The 16430-nt window shown below is 63.6% G+C and carries 19 protein-coding genes; 13 read left to right on the top strand and 6 right to left on the bottom strand.

The annotated features are described in order from the left end of the window. The first annotated feature begins 141 nt into the window (after positions 1–141). The 5 genes from CHU95_RS06555 to CHU95_RS06535 all read left to right on the top strand — a co-directional run bounded on the left by CHU95_RS06555 (position 142) and on the right by CHU95_RS06535 (position 3949). A complete protein-coding gene (locus CHU95_RS06555; protein ID WP_133065455.1) occupies positions 142–1155 on the top strand; it encodes an NAD(P)/FAD-dependent oxidoreductase in 1014 nt (337 codons plus the stop codon). Further along, positions 1152–1346, top strand: coding sequence for a DUF1289 domain-containing protein (locus CHU95_RS06550; RefSeq protein ID WP_342744703.1), 195 nt, complete (start codon positions 1152–1154; stop codon positions 1344–1346). The genes CHU95_RS06555 and CHU95_RS06550 overlap by 4 nt, the downstream gene beginning before the upstream one ends. Positions 1347–1514: 168 nt before the next feature. After that, complete coding sequence (locus tag CHU95_RS06545) at positions 1515–2534, top strand: hypothetical protein (RefSeq protein ID WP_094454925.1); 1020 nt, start codon at positions 1515–1517, stop codon at positions 2532–2534. 171 nt (positions 2535–2705) lie between these two features. Continuing rightward, positions 2706–3290: a sigma-70 family RNA polymerase sigma factor gene (locus tag CHU95_RS06540; protein ID WP_094454923.1), complete on the top strand. Its 585-nt coding sequence runs from the start codon at positions 2706–2708 to the stop codon at positions 3288–3290. Next, the gene (locus CHU95_RS06535; RefSeq protein ID WP_094454921.1) at positions 3287–3949 is read left to right on the top strand and encodes a ChrR family anti-sigma-E factor; all 663 of its coding nucleotides are present in this window, start codon (positions 3287–3289) and stop codon (positions 3947–3949) included. The genes CHU95_RS06540 and CHU95_RS06535 overlap by 4 nt, the downstream gene beginning before the upstream one ends. A gap of 123 nt (positions 3950–4072) precedes the next feature. Here CHU95_RS06535 and odhB read toward each other — a convergent pair whose 3' ends face one another. Then, positions 4073–5299 (bottom strand): 2-oxoglutarate dehydrogenase complex dihydrolipoyllysine-residue succinyltransferase, encoded by a 1227-nt coding sequence (gene odhB / locus CHU95_RS06530; RefSeq protein ID WP_094454919.1) that lies wholly within the window; start codon positions 5297–5299, stop codon positions 4073–4075. Between the two features lie 55 nt (positions 5300–5354). Beyond that, positions 5355–8294, bottom strand: a complete 2940-nt coding sequence (locus tag CHU95_RS06525; RefSeq protein ID WP_094454917.1) for a 2-oxoglutarate dehydrogenase E1 component — start codon at positions 8292–8294, stop codon at positions 5355–5357. A 245-nt stretch (positions 8295–8539) separates the two neighbouring features. Between CHU95_RS06525 and CHU95_RS06520 the strand changes: the two genes are divergently transcribed. From CHU95_RS06520 to CHU95_RS06500, 5 genes are read left to right on the top strand one after another with little or no spacing between them, the layout of a single operon-like run. Further along, positions 8540–9148 carry a TetR/AcrR family transcriptional regulator gene (locus CHU95_RS06520; RefSeq protein WP_094454915.1) on the top strand — a complete coding sequence of 203 codons (609 nt, stop codon included), beginning with the start codon at positions 8540–8542 and terminating at the stop codon, positions 9146–9148. A 36-nt stretch (positions 9149–9184) separates the two neighbouring features. After that, positions 9185–9445 carry a type II toxin-antitoxin system RelE family toxin gene (locus CHU95_RS06515; RefSeq protein ID WP_245837913.1) on the top strand — a complete coding sequence of 87 codons (261 nt, stop codon included), beginning with the start codon at positions 9185–9187 and terminating at the stop codon, positions 9443–9445. Continuing rightward, entirely contained in the window at positions 9442–9834 is a 393-nt protein-coding gene (locus CHU95_RS06510; protein ID WP_094454911.1) for a helix-turn-helix domain-containing protein, read from the top strand. The genes CHU95_RS06515 and CHU95_RS06510 overlap by 4 nt, the downstream gene beginning before the upstream one ends. After that, complete coding sequence (locus CHU95_RS06505) at positions 9831–11108, top strand: hypothetical protein (protein WP_094454909.1); 1278 nt, start codon at positions 9831–9833, stop codon at positions 11106–11108. Before CHU95_RS06510 ends, CHU95_RS06505 begins: the two co-directional genes overlap by 4 nt. Positions 11109–11166: 58 nt before the next feature. After that, positions 11167–12069, top strand: coding sequence for a peptidylprolyl isomerase (locus CHU95_RS06500; protein ID WP_094454907.1), 903 nt, complete (start codon positions 11167–11169; stop codon positions 12067–12069). A gap of 153 nt (positions 12070–12222) precedes the next feature. Here CHU95_RS06500 and CHU95_RS06495 read toward each other — a convergent pair whose 3' ends face one another. Continuing rightward, positions 12223–12516 (bottom strand): hypothetical protein, encoded by a 294-nt coding sequence (locus CHU95_RS06495; RefSeq protein WP_094454905.1) that lies wholly within the window; start codon positions 12514–12516, stop codon positions 12223–12225. A 46-nt stretch (positions 12517–12562) separates the two neighbouring features. Next, entirely contained in the window at positions 12563–13339 is a 777-nt protein-coding gene (locus CHU95_RS06490; RefSeq protein WP_207762401.1) for a class I SAM-dependent methyltransferase, read from the bottom strand. Positions 13340–13418: 79 nt separating this feature from the next. On the opposite strand from CHU95_RS06490, the gene CHU95_RS06485 reads away from it, so the two are divergent. Then, positions 13419–14237 carry a helix-turn-helix transcriptional regulator gene (locus CHU95_RS06485; RefSeq protein WP_094454903.1) on the top strand — a complete coding sequence of 273 codons (819 nt, stop codon included), beginning with the start codon at positions 13419–13421 and terminating at the stop codon, positions 14235–14237. Here the strand turns inward: CHU95_RS06485 and CHU95_RS06480 are convergent, their stop codons facing one another. After that, entirely contained in the window at positions 14238–14711 is a 474-nt protein-coding gene (locus CHU95_RS06480) for an Lrp/AsnC family transcriptional regulator (RefSeq protein ID WP_094454901.1), read from the bottom strand. Between the two features lie 143 nt (positions 14712–14854). Between CHU95_RS06480 and CHU95_RS06475 the strand changes: the two genes are divergently transcribed. Next, on the top strand, positions 14855–15211 hold the full coding sequence (locus CHU95_RS06475; RefSeq protein WP_094454899.1) for a hypothetical protein: 357 nt from the start codon (positions 14855–14857) through the stop codon (positions 15209–15211). Positions 15212–15216: 5 nt separating this feature from the next. Continuing rightward, positions 15217–15567: a hypothetical protein gene (locus CHU95_RS06470; protein WP_245837911.1), complete on the top strand. Its 351-nt coding sequence runs from the start codon at positions 15217–15219 to the stop codon at positions 15565–15567. 34 nt (positions 15568–15601) lie between these two features. Here the strand turns inward: CHU95_RS06470 and ugpQ are convergent, their stop codons facing one another. Beyond that, positions 15602–16402, bottom strand: coding sequence for a glycerophosphodiester phosphodiesterase (gene ugpQ / locus CHU95_RS06465; protein ID WP_094454897.1), 801 nt, complete (start codon positions 16400–16402; stop codon positions 15602–15604). Positions 16403–16430: the final 28 nt, after the last annotated feature.

The raw sequence follows: 16430 nt of genomic DNA, 5'->3' as shown, positions 1-16430 counted from the left end.
GAAACAGACTCTACCACTACCGCTTTCTGGTGTCATGGCGCACAAGCATAGTATTGGCAGGGATCAGGCTGGTGGGGGGCTGGACAGGGCAGCGATACGGCCCATTTGGCACCCGGCGGCACCGCAAACCAGGGCATCTCCATGACAAACGGCTCCCCCTACCCCACCGCCATCATCGGCGCCGGCTTGGCCGGACTGTCTGCGGCCCTGTCGCTGACAACGCTCGGCCTGCCGGTAACCCTGTTCGACAAGGGGCGGGGGCCCGGCGGCCGGCTGTCATCACGCCGTTCCGGGGATTGGCGTTTCGACCATGGCGGGCAGTTCGTGACAGTGCGCGATGATGGTTTCAAGGCAGTGATGGACAAGCTGCGGGCCAGTGGACAGGCGGCCCCTTGGGACGGCCGGATCGTGCGCCTGCATCCCGATGGCAGCACAGTGCCGCACGGGGTCGAACGCTATGTCGGCGTGCCCGGTATGAACGGCATAATCCAGGGCCTGATTGCCCTTCTGCCGGAAGCAGCCCGTCCGCATTTCAGTACCCGCATCGTCCATATCGCCGGGGCGCCGGGGCGCTGGTTGTTGCAGATGGAGGACGGGACCAGCGCGGGGCCGTTCGCCCGGCTGGTGTTGGCCATGCCGTCGGTGCAGGCGTCCGACCTGCTGCGCCCGGTGGCACCCGCCCTGGCTGTCCGGGCCGATGCCGCCGTAATGGCGCCCTGCTGGGCCTTGATGCTGGGATTTGATCAGCCCCTATCCCTGTCGTGGGATGCGGCTTTTGTCGCAGGGGCCGGGGGCGATGACCGGCCCCTGTCCTGGATCGCCCATGACGGGACCAAGCCCGGGCGGGGGCAGCGCGCCACCTTTGTGGCCCATGCGTCCCCGGACTGGTCCATCCGTCACCTGGAACAGGATGCCGACCAGGTGGGGGCGACCCTGTTGTCCGCTTTCCGGGCGGCAACGGGGATTACGGGTGATCCGGCCTTTTCGGCAGCCCACCGCTGGCGATATGCTCTGCCGACGCTCCCTTTGGCCGACGGGTTCCTGTGGGATGCAGCACTTTGCATCGGGGTCTGTGGCGACTGGTGTCTGGATGCGCGGGCTGAAGCCGCCTTTGTCAGCGGTGCCCGGCTGGCTGCCGCCATGGGGGTGGGATGATGGAAACATCCGAACCGCAGGATTATGTCCCCAGCCCCTGCATCCGTCGTTGCGACCTGGACCGTAAGCGCCAATCTTGCTTGGGCTGCAAACGGCTGCTGGAGGAGATCATGCGGTGGGGCGTGATGACCCCTGACGAACGTCGGGCCGTCTGGGCCCGCTTGGGCCGGCCAATCCCCGACAGACCGTGAGCCAGGGCAGAATCCACCCGGCAAAAAGCGCCGTGTTCCTGGCAAAGGGCAAGGGGACTTGCAGGATGCAACGCGCGGCTATCCGCTAACCCTCTGAAACGCCTATAACCACCTTCTCTGGCCCGCCCCTTGCTTTGCTACCCCCGTGTTCAGCAGCGGGGGGCCACCATGGACGGCGGCGCACATATCCATTTTCTCTCTTCCGGTGACGGCCAAACGGAAGTCGATGGCAGCTTCGCCCAGCAATACCGGCTGGCCCATGTCCGGGCCGGACTGTCCCGCCTGGGCGTGGGGGCGATCCTGGATTGGCTCACCCGGCGTGGTGGCGATGCCCAGGGTATCGACACGCTGCTGGAAGACGGAACACCGCTGACGTCGGATAACCGTGACAGGGTGAAGGGCAATCTGTTCCTGTCTTTCTTGTTTCACGATCTGCGCGACCGGTTGCAGGGCCATATGCAGGCCGCCCGCCTCGCCGGCACCGGTCCCTTCGCCGCCTTGCCCGCTGGCCTGTCACAGCAGCAGAAACTGAACTGGCTGCGCGCCCAGGCCTGTATCAGCCTGAACCAGGTGTTGGATGAATGGGCCCTCAGCCTGGTTGACAAGCCCCTACCGACCTGTCCGTTTGCCCGCATGGCCCGGTTTGCCCAGGGCTTCTTCAAAGGCTCGGCCCTCTACGCCCGTGCTGACCATGACATGGTCTCCATCTCCAAGACTGGCAGCAATACAGCCCTGCATATGTGTTTCAGCCTCGTGGAGGCTTCACTGCATCTGGGGCTGGACCTGCCGGTCCAGCCCTGGCGTGATGCGATGTGGCGCAGCCGCAAGGAGTTGAAAACGCTCGCCGCCGGCAGTTTGGGCATGATTGTCACCTTCCTGCACGCGTCCAAATTGGAGCCGGAGGGCGAAAGTGCGGTGAACCCCACAACGGGCGAAGCCTGTGCGTTCCGTATCGAACACGCGCCCGAGGGTATCCGCTTGCGTCTGGACGGGCGGTCGATTACGCCGTTCAGCACGGGGAATGACCGACTCTATACGGGTTGCCCCGCATTCCATGTCGCCGGCATGATCGAGATGTATCTCGATTGGGTGCTGGATCTGGCCATTCATCATGGGCTGCATGCGCCAGAACGCCCACTTTATGACCGGCCCTGGCCACCACGGTGGACGGGTGTGGCGGCGGATTAAAAAAATCTTCTTCCCGCGCTCTTGCCGGTGATCCAGGCAGCCCCATCCTTCGTATCCATTGGCATGGAACAAGGTGGCCTCTATAGTCCGGGCGTGCTCGGGCAGTCCAGGCGCGGTGGAACGGCCACCGCGCGGACTGTTCTTGCCGCCAGCAGGATCAGACCGCCGGATATGCAAGCCGACGACAGAGCCGAGGTAGACCGGCTGAATGACCTGTTACTGCGTGTTGCGCGGCAACGGGATCGTCAAGCCTTCGTCACCCTGTTCCATCACTTCGCCCCTCGGCTGAAATCGTTCCTGCTGCGTGCAGGTATGGAAGCAGGGGCGGCGGAGGAGACAATCCAGGACGTGATGGTCACGGTCTGGCAGCGGGCCGAGACCTTCGACCCGCGGCTGGCTGCGGCTGGGACCTGGATTTTTGCGATCGCCCGTAACCGGCGTATTGATCGGTTGCGGCGCGATCGGCGTCCGACATTCGATCCGAATGACCCGGCCCTGGTGCCGGACGAGGCAGACGGATCAATGGACACGATGCTGGCAGAGGAACAGACGGCGGCATTGCACCGGGCAATCCGGTCCCTGCCGCCCGAGCAGGCGGATTTGTTGAAGATGGCCTATTTCGAGGACAAGGCGCACAGCGCCATCGCGGAAGAACGGCGGCTACCGCTGGGCACCGTGAAATCGCGGCTGCGCCTGGCGCTGGCCCGCCTACGCAAGGCCATGGCCGGCGATGACCCCGCGGGGGAAACACTATGAACCACATCCCACATCATCACCCCGGTCCGGATCTGTTGTTGGCCTACGCCGCGGGCACATTGGCGGAAGCCCCGAGCCTCGTGGTTGCTACCCACCTGGCCCTGTGCCCACGGTGCCGCGCAGAAGTGGCGGGGATGGAAGCCATCGGCGGTGCCCTGCTGTCTGACAGCAGCGCTGCCACACCGGTCAGCACTGGTCTGCTGGCCGATGTGCTGGCCCGTCTCGATGGTCCGCCGCTGGCTGAGGCGCCCCGCCGTCGTCAGGTACCTCCAGGCCATAACCCTGTGCTGCCGGAACCGTTACGCTCCTATATTGGTGGCGATGTCGACACGATCCGCTGGCGGCGCACCATCCCTGGCCTGCATGAATGCGAGCTCTCCTGTTCTGGTGGGGCGGTGCGCATGATGCGCATTCGATCTGGCATGGGCATGCCGCAGCACACCCATCATGGCGATGAATTCACTCTGGTGCTGCAAGGGGGGTTCACCGACGGTAGCGGTCATTACTTGCGCGGTGATTTCGCCTCTACCGACACCAGCGTTGATCATCGTCCGATTGCGGATGATGATGGTGATTGTATCTGCCTGGCCTTCACCGATGCACCTCTGCGTCTGACCGGCCGCTTTATGCGCTGGCTGAACCCGTTTATCCGGGCCTGACAGAACCAGTGCACGTCGTCGTGCGTTGACCCGCCGTCATGAAAAAGGCCGCCCTGGGTGGGGCGGCCTTTTCCATGATGCTGGTTTTGCTCGGCTGAAGGCTGAGCCCTCAACCGACCATGATCAGACATCCAGCAGGATGCGTTCCGGATTCTCGATGCATTCTTTGACGCGGACCAGGAAGGTCACGGCCTCGCGGCCATCGATGATGCGGTGATCGTAGGACAAAGCCAAATACATCATCGGGCGGACCTCGACCTTGCCATTCACAACCACGGCACGGTCCATGGTCTTATGCATGCCCAAAATGCCCGACTGCGGGGTGTTCAGGATCGGGGTCGACATCAGCGAACCATAGACACCACCGTTGGAGATGGTGAAGGTGCCGCCCGACAAATCTTCCATCGACAGCTTGCCGTCGCGGGCCTTCTTGCCCAGGTCGGCAATAGTCTTTTCCACGCCGGCGAAGGACAGCTTGTCGGCATCACGGACGACGGGAACCACCAGACCCTGCGGCGTGCCCACGGCGACACCGATATCGTAATAGTTCTTGTAGACCAGATCCGTGCCGTCGATCTCCGCGTTAACGGCGGGCAGTTCCTTCAGCGCGACAAGGCAAGCCTTCACGAAGAACGACATGAAGCCCAGCTTCACCCCATGCTTCTTCTCGAACGCGTCCTTCAACTGGTTGCGCATGGCGATCACGTTCGTCATGTCCACCTCGTTGAAGGTGGTCAGCATGGCGGCAGTGTTCTGCGCTTCCTTCAGACGCTCGGCAATGCGCTGACGCAGGCGGGTCATCCGCACCCGCTCTTCGCGGTCGGCCTTGGCGCGCGGGCCCGACGGGGCCGGGGCAGCCTTGGGTGCCGGAGCGGCGACCGGGGCCGACGCGGCCTTCGGTGTTTCGATGGCGGCCAGGACATCGCCCTTGGTCACGCGGCCATCCTTGCCGGTGCCGGCGATGGCGCCGGTATCGATGCCGTTATCAGCGGCGATCTTCGCGGCGGCCGGCATCACCGGGGCAGAAACAACCGCCGCCGGGGCAGGGGCAGCGGCCGCCACCGGGGCAACCGGGGCAACCGGCGCGGCGGCCGGAGCGGTGGCAGCGCCCGCGCCCTCACCGATCACACCCAGCAGGGCGCCGACAGCAACATTCGCACCTTCGGCGGCCACGATTTCGGCCAGCGTACCGGCCGCGGAGGCATTAACCTCTAGGGTGACCTTGTCGGTTTCCAATTCCACCAGGGCGTCATCGACATTGATCGCGTCGCCGACCTTCTTGAGCCAGCGGGCAACCGTCGCTTCCGAGACCGATTCGCCCAGCGTGGGCACCTTGATTTCCGTCGCCATAATCTGTGGCCTTCGTGTTTGGATGATCTTTGTCGAGGAGGGAGGGCAGCGCGGGTCAGACTGTCAGCGCTTCGTCCAGCAGCTTTGCCTGCTCCTGGTTGTGGCGCTTCAGCATGCCGGTGGCGGGAGCGGCCGAATCCGGACGGCCCGCATATTTCGGACGGCCCGCCTTGTGGCCGATGCTGGTCAGCACCTTCTCGATCCGGCGGTCGACGAACAGCCAGCCACCCTGATTCTCCGATTCCTCCTGACACCAGACGATATCGGCATTCGGGTACTTGGCCAGTTCCAAAGCCAGCGCGTCGCCGGGGAACGGATAAAGCTGTTCCAGACGGACGATGGCAATGTCCTTGATGCCCCGGTTCTCCCGCTCCTGATACAGGTCGTAATAGACCTTACCGGAGCAGATGACGACGCGGCGGATCTTGTCATTGGCGACCAGATCGACGCCGGTTTCATAGAGAACACGGTGGAAGGTCTGATCAGCGGAGAACATGTCCAGCGGCGAGACGCACAGCTTGTGACGCAGCAGCGACTTCGGCGACATCACGATCAGCGGCTTGCGGAAGTCGCGGCGAATTTGCCGGCGCAGCGCGTGGAAGTAATTGGCCGGCGTCGTGATGTTGCAGACCTGCCAGTTATCCTCCGCCGAACCCTGCAGGAAGCGCTCCAGGCGGGCGGAGCTGTGTTCCGGACCCTGGCCTTCCATGCCATGCGGCAACAGCATGACCAGACCGGACATGCGCAGCCACTTCGATTCGGCAGAGCTGATGAACTGGTCGATGATAACCTGGGCCCCGTTCACGAAGTCGCCGAACTGCGCTTCCCAGATGGTCAGCGCATGCGGTTCGGTCAGCGAGAAGCCATATTCAAAGCCGAGAACGGCGGCTTCGGACAGCGGGCTGTCATGGACTTCAAAGCTGGCCTGATTGCCCGGACGGACATGATTCAGGGGAACAAACTTGTTCTCGTTCACCTGATCGACCAGCACGCAGTGGCGGTGCGAGAAGGTGCCGCGGCCCACATCCTGACCCGACAGACGGACCGGATTGCCCTCAACCAGAAGGGTACCGAAAGCCAGGGCTTCCGCCGTGGCCCAATCGATGCCCTGACCCGTCAAGATGGCTTCCTGTTTGGCCTTGAGCTGGCGTGCGACCTTGGAATTGACACTGAAGTCATCCGGCGTCTTGCACAGCGCCAGCCCCACTTCCTTCAGCACATCCAGGCCAACGGCCGTGCTGCCGCGCGCCACATCGGCAGGGGCCGGGGTCAGGCCAGACCATTTGCCTTCCAGCCAGTCTGCCTTGTTCGGTTTGTAAGAGGTGGCGGCCTGGAATTCCTGCTCCATCTGGGCATTGAATTCCGCGACATAGGCATCGCCTTCCGCCTGGGTGATCACGCCCTCCTTCACCAACTGCTGCGCATAAAGCGCGCGGGTGGTGGTCTGCTTGGCGATGGTCTTGTACATCAGCGGCTGGGTGAATGCCGGCTCGTCGCCTTCATTGTGGCCCTGGCGGCGGTAACAGACGATATCGACCACGACATCCTTCAGGAACTTCTGTCGGAATTCGATGGCGATGCGGCTGACATGGATAACGGCTTCGGGATCGTCGCCATTCACATGGAAGATCGGGGCCTGGATCGATTTAGCCACTTCCGTCGGGTACGGGCCGGAACGGCTGTACTGCGGGGCGGTGGTGAAACCGATCTGGTTGTTGATGATGAAATGGATGATGCCGCCGGTGCGGTACCCCTTCAGTTCGGATAGCAGCAGCGTTTCCGGCACCAGACCCTGGCCCGCGAAGGCCGCGTCACCATGCAGCAGCACGCCCAGCACGTTGGAGCGGCTTTCGTCCGAGGGCGGCACCTGACCGGAGATCTGGCACTGCTTGGCGCGCACGCGGCCACAGACAACCGGGTTCACGACTTCCAGATGCGACGGGTTGGGCGACAGGGACAGGTGGATGGTGTTGCCATCAAAGTCACGGTCGCTGGAGGTACCCATATGGTACTTCACGTCGCCGGACCCCTGCACGTCTTCGGGGTTGGCGGGATTGCCCTGGAACTCGCTGAAGATGGCCTTGAAGGGCTTGCCCATGACATTGGCCAGCACGTTCAGGCGACCGCGATGGGCCATGCCCAGCACAATTTCCCTCAGGCCCATCTGGCCGCCGCGCTTCATGACCTGTTCGATGGCGGGGACCAGCACTTCGCCGCCTTCCAGGCCGAATCGCTTGGTGCCCGTCCACTTCACCTGACAGAAGCGCTCAAACCCTTCGGCGGCCGTCAGGCGCTGCAGGATGGCCTTCTTGCCATTGACGGTGAAGTCGGTCTGGTTGCGGATGCCCTCGATCCGCTCCTGAATCCAGGCCTTCTGCTCGGGGTCCTGGATATGCATGAACTCGACGCCGATCGAGCCGCAATAGGTCCGCTGAAGGGCATCGACAATCTGCCTCAGGGTGGCGGTCTCCATCCCCAGCACATTGTTGATGAAGATCGGACGATCCAGATCGGCCTCGGTGAAGCCGTAATGGCGGTAATCGAGCTCGGCATGCTCGGCCCGCTTGTCCATGCCCAGCGGGTCCAGCTTGGCCAGCAGATGACCGCGTACGCGATAGTTCCGGATCAGCATCAGGGCGCGCAGGCTGTCCAACTGGGCAGCGCGGACCTGGTCGGCGGTGAAGCCCTGCACGACGGGGGCGGCAGCCGCCGGAGTCGGCGCGGCCTTGTCACCCTTGCCCGGCTTAGCCGGCGGAGGGGCGTCCGGGTCAGCGGCCCCAATCACCTTGGCGGTGGCCTTCGCCCATGAGGCGCCGTTCAGTTCGGCCAGGATGGCGTGGCCGTCATCGCCCATCTCGGCGAAGAAGGACTGCCAACTGGCATCGACCGAATTCGGGTCCTGCCGGTAACGGGCGTAAAGTTCCGCGATGAAGGTGCCGTTGGCGCCGAAGAGGAAGGACAGGCGCTCGCTCGGGGCTTGATCGTAGGGGGCCATTTGGGGTTCCGGTCGGAAAGGCCGCGACGTTGGATCGCCGGGGCCGGGTGCAAAGGCTTGAAAATCCGCGACGGTTTTACGTCAGTGCAGCGGTGTCATCAACATGCAGGTCTGCCGTGGCAGCCTTTTGCCGTGAGCACGGGTAGCATGACCATCCGGACAAAGGTCGATTGAAAACAAGACATCCGTGCTAAACATAGTGGCGACCGGTGTCAAATCCAGGGAAAGTCAGGGAAAAATCGCCGATGAGCCGTCAGCCCCGCGCCGAACTCGCCAAAGCCGTCCTGCATGAGGCGCGCAAGTTGGTCGCCGACCATGGTTTGGCCGCGCTGACAGCCAGGACTTTGGCCCAGGCTGTGGGTTGTTCTGTCGGGACGCTTTACAATCTCTATCCCAATCTCGATACGGTGCGCCTGCACCTGAATGCGGAGTTGCTGGACCGGTTGCAGGTGGTGATGAAGGCAGCAGATGATGCCGTACCCCCTGACGCTGCGGTTGAAACCCGTCTTCTGGCTCTGGCCAATGCCTATCTGACCTTCGCGCGCTCTAACCTGAATCTGTTCCAGACCCTAATCGATAACCGCCCGCCGGTCCTGACCGAACCCCTGCCCGACTGGCTGCTGGAGCGCATCGTGCGCCTGCGCCGGGGGATTGAGATGGCGGTAACGCCCCTGATTCCCAACGCCAGCCCCGACCGGCTGGAACGCGCCGCTGCCACCACCTGGGCCGCCGTGAACGGCTTGGTCGAAGGTATCGTGTCCGGCAACCTGGCCCCGGTCAGCAGTGCCGACCCGGAAGTGATGATGGCCGAACTGGTGGAAACGCTGGCGGCAGGGCTGCGCGTGCGGGGTTAGTTTTGTCGCTTGCCACCATATTCGCTATTGGCGAAGATGGTGGTGATGAAGCTGATTATCCTGTCAGGCGCGCAAAAGACCCTGCGGAGCATGCCGAAGCACGATGCGATGGCAATGCTGGGTAAATTGCACCTGTTCGCCGCCGATCCCTATGCTCGGCATGCATGGGCCAAGTCGTTCGGCGATGGTGACGGTCGCATCCGGCATGGGGATTGGCGCGCGCTGTATCAGATCGACAATGGCGTGATGACGGTCACGATCACCAGGGTCGGCAACCGTCGGGAGATATATCGATGAATGCCATCATATTGCGCCCGGTACGGGAAGATGCGGATACCGTCACCTTAAATCGCAGCGACTTCGAAGCGCTGATGGAGGCGTTGGAAGATGCGCAGGACCTGGCTGAAAGCCGGGAGGCCCTTGCCCGGCTGCAACGTGGCGAGGAAGAAGCGTTCCCGATAGAGTTGATTGAACATATCCTGGACGGTATGTCGCCGGTACGCGCCTATCGACAATATCGCGGCCTGACGCAGCAGGCGCTGGCGCAAGCTGCCGGCGTCTCCCCCTCTTACCTCAGCGAGATTGAGGCAGGACGTAAGCCCGGCAGCGTTGATGCCATGGTCAGAATCGCAACGGTCCTGCGCGTGGCTGTCGATGACCTGCTACCCCCCCGGCCCAGCGAATGATGCGCGTTCTTTTCACTCCCCTGCTGGCCGCGATACTGACCCTGCCAGCACCTGCAGGGGCGCAAGCGGAGCGACAGCCTTCTGCCGTGTCGGCCGCCACCCTGCTGGAAAGTCGGCTGTGTGGGTCGTTGACGGTGGCCATCGACTCGGTGCCGGGTAAGGGTCCGGCTTTCTTGCGCAGTTTCGACCACCCCTCCGGTGCCGGGGCGCCGGTGGAGGATGCGCTTAAGAATGCGGCCTTCACCTATGACAATGCGCTGGCCGCCATCGCCCTGGTCGCCTGCGGGCGTGCCACAAAGGCACGGCGCATCGGTGATGCGCTGTTGTCGGCGGTGGAGAATGACCGGGCGGGGCCGCAGGGTCGGCTGCGCACCACCTACCGCGCCGGGCCGCAACAGGAATTCCCCATCCCGCCCAATGGCTGGTGGAACCAGAAGGCCCAGCGCTGGGAAGAGGATGCCTATCAGGTCGGGACAGCCACCGGCAATGTTGCCTGGGCAGGTCTGGCCCTGCTGACACTCGCCGATGCGCTGAATGAGCCGAAATACCGGGCGGGAGCCGCCAAACTGGGCGCCTGGGTCCTGGCCCATATGCGCGATACCAAAGGGCCGGGCGGCTTTACCGGCGGCATCCATGGCGATGGAATGGGGACACAGGCCCTGACCTGGAAATCAGTGGAGCATAATACCGACCTGGTTGCCCTGTTCGGCTGGCTGGAACGCGCGGGCGTGCCCGGTGGTGACTGGGCGGCGGGCAAGGCGGCGGCTTTGGGCTTCCTGAACGCGCTCTGGCGGGCTGATGCGGGGTACTTCCCCACCGGCACCCTACCCGATGGCGTGACGGTCAATGACGGTAATTCCGGCCTGGACGCCCTGCTCTGGCCGCTGCTGCTGCCCGAGTCGCCGCACGACTGGCGCCGGGCACTGGACCGCGCGGATCAGGTGCATGGCGTCGCCGGCGGTTATGATTTCAACGGCGACCGTGATGGCGTCTGGGTAGAGGGGACGGCGCAGGCGGCCCTGTCCTGGGCCGCTGTACGGGATCAGGAGCGGTCTGTGAGACTATTGTCGGGCTTGGTTGGCGATATCAGCCCTGGCGGTTATCTCTGGGCCACGCGCGGGGACAAGGTCTCGACCGGCTTTGCCATCGGGCCGGACAGCAAAGGGGCTGACTTCTTCTATTACCGGCAGCCGCATCTGGGGGCCACGGCCTGGGCCGTGCTGGCAGCCACGGGCTGGAACCCATTCACCGGTAGGGTGGTCACCGCCCCTTGATGGGGTCGGGGGCTTCTGGGATGCTGCGGCCATCGGCAATCCATAAAGAAGAAGCCCCATGCGCCTGACACTGCTTGCCACGGCCGCCCTGCTGGCCCTGTCCCTGCCTGCCACCGCTCAGGAGGCCCCGAAGCGCCAGACCCCGGCGGAGGTGCTGGCGGCGTCGCCGGCCAGTGACTGGCGCGCACCGGTGCCTGAGAACACTTTCTATATCGATCTGCCCGGCGGGCGCGTGGTCATTGAACTGGCCCCCGCCTTTGCCCCCATCCATGTGGAAAACATGCGCAAGCTAGCGCGGGAGAACTGGTACGAGGGGACTTTCATCGTCCGCGTCCAGGATAACTATGTCACGCAATGGGGCATGCCGGACGAAACCCCCAAGCCGATGAAGACAGCCTTGGACAAGCTGGCGCCGGAATTCACCATCAAGGACGGTGCCAAGACCCTGCCCTTTGCCAAGCTGCCGGACCCGGACGCCTATGCGCCGGAGGTCGGCATCTCCGACATTTTCCCCGCTGCCCGTGATCCCAAGACGGGGGAAGCCTGGATGACCCATTGCTATGGCATTGTCGGGGTTGGACGCGGTTTGGCCCTGGATAGCGGCAGCGGGGCAGAACTCTACACCGTCATTGGCCACTCACCGCGCCCGCTGGACAAGGTCATCACCCTGGTGGGCCGTGTCCTGAAGGGCATGGAACTGCTGACGGCCCTGCCGCGCGGCACCGGTACTTTGGGTTTCTATGAAAAGGCGGAACAGCGGGTGCCCATCAATGCTGTTCGTCTGGCTGCCGATGTGCCAGAGGCGGAACAGGAAAAGATCGAGGTTCTGTCTGGCCAGAGCGAGACCTACACCAAATGGCGCGATGCCCGCCGCTTTCGCCAGGATGATTTCTTCATCCGCGCGTCCGGCCATATTGATGTCTGCAACGCCATGCCGCCGGTGCGAGCCATCAAGGGGTAAGGATGGGCGGGCTCCTGCAACCGTTTAGTGTAACATGGTGGGCTTGCGGTCGGCGGGCGGATAGAAATCCCTATGTCGACCGGCCTATGGTCGAGATAGCGGTCCAAGCCCACCAAAGTTCATACCAACAGGGGTTAAAAACCGGTCCGATCCTTAAACACTGACATCCAAACGGTCACCGCGGCCACGGGGCGGGGGACTGTTCGTGCGGGCCTCCACGGCGGCGGCCTCGCTGTCAAAGGCGCGTCCGACAAAACGGCTGTCGGTTGTTTCCCGCGATGCGTCGCCTTGGGCTACGGCCGATGGGGCCCGTTTGGTTTGGGTCTGGGTCGGCTTGGCGATTTTCTGCGCAGCCACAGCAGCCGTTGCCAGCGCCGCATTATTCTGCGGCGTGGTCGATGCAGGCTGCACGGCAGGCAGCGGCGGTGGTTGCGGCGGAATGATCATGCAGTATCACATGGCCATTACCGCCGGTGAGTCAAGAGCCGTTCCGTCAGCTTTCTTTTGTGGCAACCATCAGCATCGTATCGATCGTGAAGCTGCCATCCGTCTCCACAGCGAAATGTCGTTTCACCTCCGCCGCTGCCCCGGCCAGCAGGGACCGCAGGGCGGGGCGGTGACTTTCCGGGCTGCCGATCCGATCCACCCAGCTTTGGAATTCCAAGCGAAGTCGATAGGTGGTCACGGTGCCGGGCGCCAGTCCGGCATCGTGCAGCAGGCTTCGCCACTCATGAAGCGAATAGTCGCGGACATGGCTGGGGTCACGGACCATTTCCACCGTTTGCAGGAATGTATCCAGCAACGGGTCAGCCGGAGCGAAGACATCCATCATCAGCAACTGTCCACCGGGTCGCAGCACACGGACTGTCTCTGCCAGGGCTGCTGGCAGGTGACGCCAGTGATGGGCGCTGTAACGGCTGGCGACCATATCGAAGTGCCCATCGGGGAAGGGCAGATGTTCAGCCCGACCCGGCTGTGTGCGGATGTTGGTCAGGCCCCGCAACGCCGCACCGGCTGCCACCATGTCCAGCATATCCGTAGACAGGTCATAGGCCAGCACCTCACTGGCATAAGGGGAGGCGTGAAAACTGACATGCCCCCCGCCACTGCCCAGGTCCAGAAGGCGCATCACCGGTGCGGCCTGCAGCAGGGATTGGAACGCGGTCAGATCAGGACCGGCCGCGTGGGTGGGGCTGCTCGCATAGGCGGCGGCGCGGGGGGCGAATTGCTGCACTACAAGGTCGTGCTGGCTGTCCATGGGCGGGGTCATGGCGATGTCTTCCGAGGGAGGGGTGGCCCCTGGTTTATGTCTCTGGCCAAGCCGGTACAAGATAGGCAATTATCCTGGTATGAACACCACCATCATGCCCGTCGATACTGTGATGAATCAGCGCCGTCTGCTGGGCATCTTTCTACGCGAACGGCGTGGAAGGCTGGACCCGGCGGCGCTGGGCCTGTCCGTTACCGGCCGCCGCCGCACCGCGGGGCTGCGGCGGGAGGAGGTGGCGATGCTGGCGGGGATCAGCGCGACTTGGCTGACCTGGCTGGAACAAGGCCGCGATATCCAGGCTTCCCCTCAGGCTCTCGACCGTTTGGCTCGCACCTTGCGCCTGAACACTGCCGAACGGGCCTATCTGTTCCAACTGTCGGGCCGCCGCGATCCGCGGCAGCCCGACACGGTGGATGATCCCGCCGCCCAGCATGACCGGCTGCGAGCGGCCGTGTCCGCCCTCTCGGTGCCGGCTTATGCGTTGGACCATCGCCAGGATCTATTGGCCTGGAACCGCCCGGCCGAATCCCTGTTCACAGGCTGGCTTGACCGACCCGGCCCTCACAATCTGCTGCGTTATCTGTTCCTGGATGACGGGGCACGTCGCCTGCTGGTCGATTGGCCGGCACGCGCTGCCCGGGTGCTGGCCGAATTCCGTGCCGATCATGGGCGCTACCTGCAAGACCCGGGCTTGGCTGCCCTGATCGCCGAACTGCGGACCGGCAGCCGTGATTTCGCCAGCCGCTGGGCCGGCGCCGACATCAGGGGGCGCGAGGGTGGCGAAAGGCTGTTCCAGCATCCGGTACAGGGCCTGCTTCGCTTCCGCCAGATGACCCTGTCAGTGGAGACGCGGCCCGACCTGAGACTGGTCATGCTGCTGCCCGACCTGGAGGGTTGATCAAAGCCCGGGCAGTGGCAGTTCCGTTGTCTCCTTGACGGTGGAGACGGCGATCATGCTGTTGAGTTCCCGTACCCCTGGCAGCTTCGATAGCTTTTCAAAGAACAAGGCCTCGTAGGCCTCCACATCCCTGGTCACGATACGCAGCAGGAAATCCACCTGCCCCATCAGCACAAAACATTCCTGAACCTCCGGGATGCGACGGATTGCCTCCCGGAAATCGGTCAGCAGGTCGCCACTATGGGCTTCCAGCTTCACGTGGCTGAAGATCAGCACGTTCAAGCCCACGGCCTTGCGGTCCAGCAGGGCGACGCGCCGTTTAATGATGCCATCTTCTTCCAGTCGCTGGATGCGGCGCCAACAGGGACTCTGGCTCAACCCAACCTGATCGGCCACTTCCGCTGCCGTGGCAGACCCGTCCTTCTGCAGGTAATCCAGAATGCGCCAGTCCAGCCCATCCAGTGGCTTTTGCATGATTCATCCCCATGTTCGTCGTTGAACGCATTACATTTGCGCAAAATAAGCCATAGGGACAAAAATTGCAAAGAAATGCCCCGGCGCCTGGCCTATGTTTACTGCACCGCACAAGCGGGAACCCATGCAGTTCGGAGCCGGAGATGAGCACCCAGGAACACCCCGCCAGTCTGACCGTCTATCGCGACCCTTCGACCGGCGCCCAGATTGCGCTGGCGGTGCATCGTGCGGCGGGCGGTGTGATTACCCCGGTGCCCTGGCAGCGGCTGCCGGGTGTCGGGCTGGACGAGGCGGTGGAAGCGGCCATGCGTGCCGCCCGTGCCAACCGTGCCTTTGCCATGCTGGTACCGGCGGCCCCGGATGACAGCATGACAGACCCTATTGGTGTCCTGTCTCGCTGTTTCCAGCGGGCGGACCTGGACCGACTGTCGGTCGGGCCGGAGATGCGCGGTGCCAGCAAGCTGGCCCATCCGGTTCATACTACCGTCGCGGCGGAGTAATGATCATGTCTGCTGCAACCGCCCCCGCCGGCATGCCTGTTCTGGCCCCACCCCCGGCGGAAGCCCGCCCTACCGACCCCAACCGCACCGCCTGTTTTGCTGTCCTGGCCGACCCTGATCCGGGTAGTTTGCCGCGTGTGCTGGAGTTCTTCGCCAAACGCGGTCTGGTCCCGGCATCGGTTCAGGCCCGGCATTTCGAGGCGGAGGAATGTCTGCATGTCGATGTGCAGGTCCGAACCCTGACCCGCGATGAAAGCGACTATATTGCTCGCTGTCTGCGGGCTCAGCCGCTGGTGCGCCAGGTGCTGACCTCGGAACGGCACCGGGCACTGGAGGCAGATGCCCTGTCTGCCTGACGGGAGGCACTGTTGGATCGATCCCGATGCTGTGTCACGCAGGCGGATCGGGTTCGGTGGTAACCATCGCCGCACGACCCGCGCCGCCGCTTCCTTTGCCGATCAGCCCTTCGTAAAGGCCCTTGGGTGTATCGGTGAACAATCCCGCCACGCCCCACTGAAACAGTTGTCGGGCTTGGTCGGCGTCATTGACCGTGTAGGCCAGTATGGGACGGCCCGTGGCGCGGAAGGCCTGTATACTCTCGGCCGTCTGCTTCTTTGCATCAATATTGATGGTTGCAGCCTGAAGGCGGTCCGCAATGTCGGCCCAATCGGCCGGCTCCTCATCCATCAGAAATCCGCGTGGCCATTGCGGAGCGACCACCTTCGCCATGGAGAGCGCTTCGATCGAGAAGCTGGAAATCAGCGGTGGCGGTCGGTCGGTCGGCCACAGGTTCAGCGCCATGGAAAGGGCGATGCCCGCCGTCTGCTCCTCCCGGCCTGGGCAGGGTTTGATCTCCAGGTTCAGGTTGATGTCCAGCAACTGCGCCGCCTGGATTGCCTCTGCCAGGGTGGGAACAGGCTCACCCCGGAATTCCGCTGCGAACCATGACCCGGCATCCAGGCGGCGGATATCGGCGAAATCCATTGCCGCCACCGGGCCATGGCCTGTGGTGGTGCGGTCCAGATCATCGTCATGCATCAAGATGGGCACGCCGTCGCGCGTGATCTTCACGTCCACCTCTACCCACAAGGCGCCCTGCAAGGCCCCCACCCGCATGCCAGACAGGGTGTTTTCAGGTGCGTGGCGGGCGGCCCCGCGATGGCCGATCAAACGGGGGATGGAAAGCGACATGGGATGGGTCCGGTGGTGGCTTCTGCGC

Origin of the sequence: Niveispirillum lacus (assembly GCF_002251795.1) — a bacterium.
Taxonomy (GTDB): Bacteria; Pseudomonadota; Alphaproteobacteria; order Azospirillales; family Azospirillaceae; genus Niveispirillum; species Niveispirillum lacus.
The sequence above is the reverse complement of the archived record's forward strand: the minus strand, read 5'-3'. Positions and strand labels throughout refer to the sequence as shown.

Coding starts and splice junctions, on each gene's coding strand:
- CHU95_RS06495 (WP_094454905.1), bottom strand. CDS start 12,516: ATGATCATTCCGCCGCAACCACCGCCGCTGCCTGCCGTGCAGCCTGCA.
- CHU95_RS06520 (WP_094454915.1), top strand. CDS start 8,540: ATGAGCCGTCAGCCCCGCGCCGAACTCGCCAAAGCCGTCCTGCATGAG.
- CHU95_RS06515 (WP_245837913.1), top strand. CDS start 9,185: ATGGTGGTGATGAAGCTGATTATCCTGTCAGGCGCGCAAAAGACCCTG.
- CHU95_RS06510 (WP_094454911.1), top strand. CDS start 9,442: ATGAATGCCATCATATTGCGCCCGGTACGGGAAGATGCGGATACCGTC.
- CHU95_RS06475 (WP_094454899.1), top strand. CDS start 14,855: ATGAGCACCCAGGAACACCCCGCCAGTCTGACCGTCTATCGCGACCCT.
- CHU95_RS06525 (WP_094454917.1), bottom strand. CDS start 8,294: ATGGCCCCCTACGATCAAGCCCCGAGCGAGCGCCTGTCCTTCCTCTTC.
- CHU95_RS06540 (WP_094454923.1), top strand. CDS start 2,706: ATGCAAGCCGACGACAGAGCCGAGGTAGACCGGCTGAATGACCTGTTA.
- CHU95_RS06490 (WP_207762401.1), bottom strand. CDS start 13,339: ATGACCCCGCCCATGGACAGCCAGCACGACCTTGTAGTGCAGCAATTC.
- CHU95_RS06485 (WP_094454903.1), top strand. CDS start 13,419: ATGAACACCACCATCATGCCCGTCGATACTGTGATGAATCAGCGCCGT.
- CHU95_RS06505 (WP_094454909.1), top strand. CDS start 9,831: ATGATGCGCGTTCTTTTCACTCCCCTGCTGGCCGCGATACTGACCCTG.
- CHU95_RS06500 (WP_094454907.1), top strand. CDS start 11,167: ATGCGCCTGACACTGCTTGCCACGGCCGCCCTGCTGGCCCTGTCCCTG.
- odhB (WP_094454919.1), bottom strand. CDS start 5,299: ATGGCGACGGAAATCAAGGTGCCCACGCTGGGCGAATCGGTCTCGGAA.
- CHU95_RS06535 (WP_094454921.1), top strand. CDS start 3,287: ATGAACCACATCCCACATCATCACCCCGGTCCGGATCTGTTGTTGGCC.
- CHU95_RS06480 (WP_094454901.1), bottom strand. CDS start 14,711: ATGCAAAAGCCACTGGATGGGCTGGACTGGCGCATTCTGGATTACCTG.
- ugpQ (WP_094454897.1), bottom strand. CDS start 16,402: ATGTCGCTTTCCATCCCCCGTTTGATCGGCCATCGCGGGGCCGCCCGC.
- CHU95_RS06550 (WP_342744703.1), top strand. CDS start 1,152: ATGATGGAAACATCCGAACCGCAGGATTATGTCCCCAGCCCCTGCATC.
- CHU95_RS06470 (WP_245837911.1), top strand. CDS start 15,217: ATGTCTGCTGCAACCGCCCCCGCCGGCATGCCTGTTCTGGCCCCACCC.
- CHU95_RS06555 (WP_133065455.1), top strand. CDS start 142: ATGACAAACGGCTCCCCCTACCCCACCGCCATCATCGGCGCCGGCTTG.
- CHU95_RS06545 (WP_094454925.1), top strand. CDS start 1,515: ATGGACGGCGGCGCACATATCCATTTTCTCTCTTCCGGTGACGGCCAA.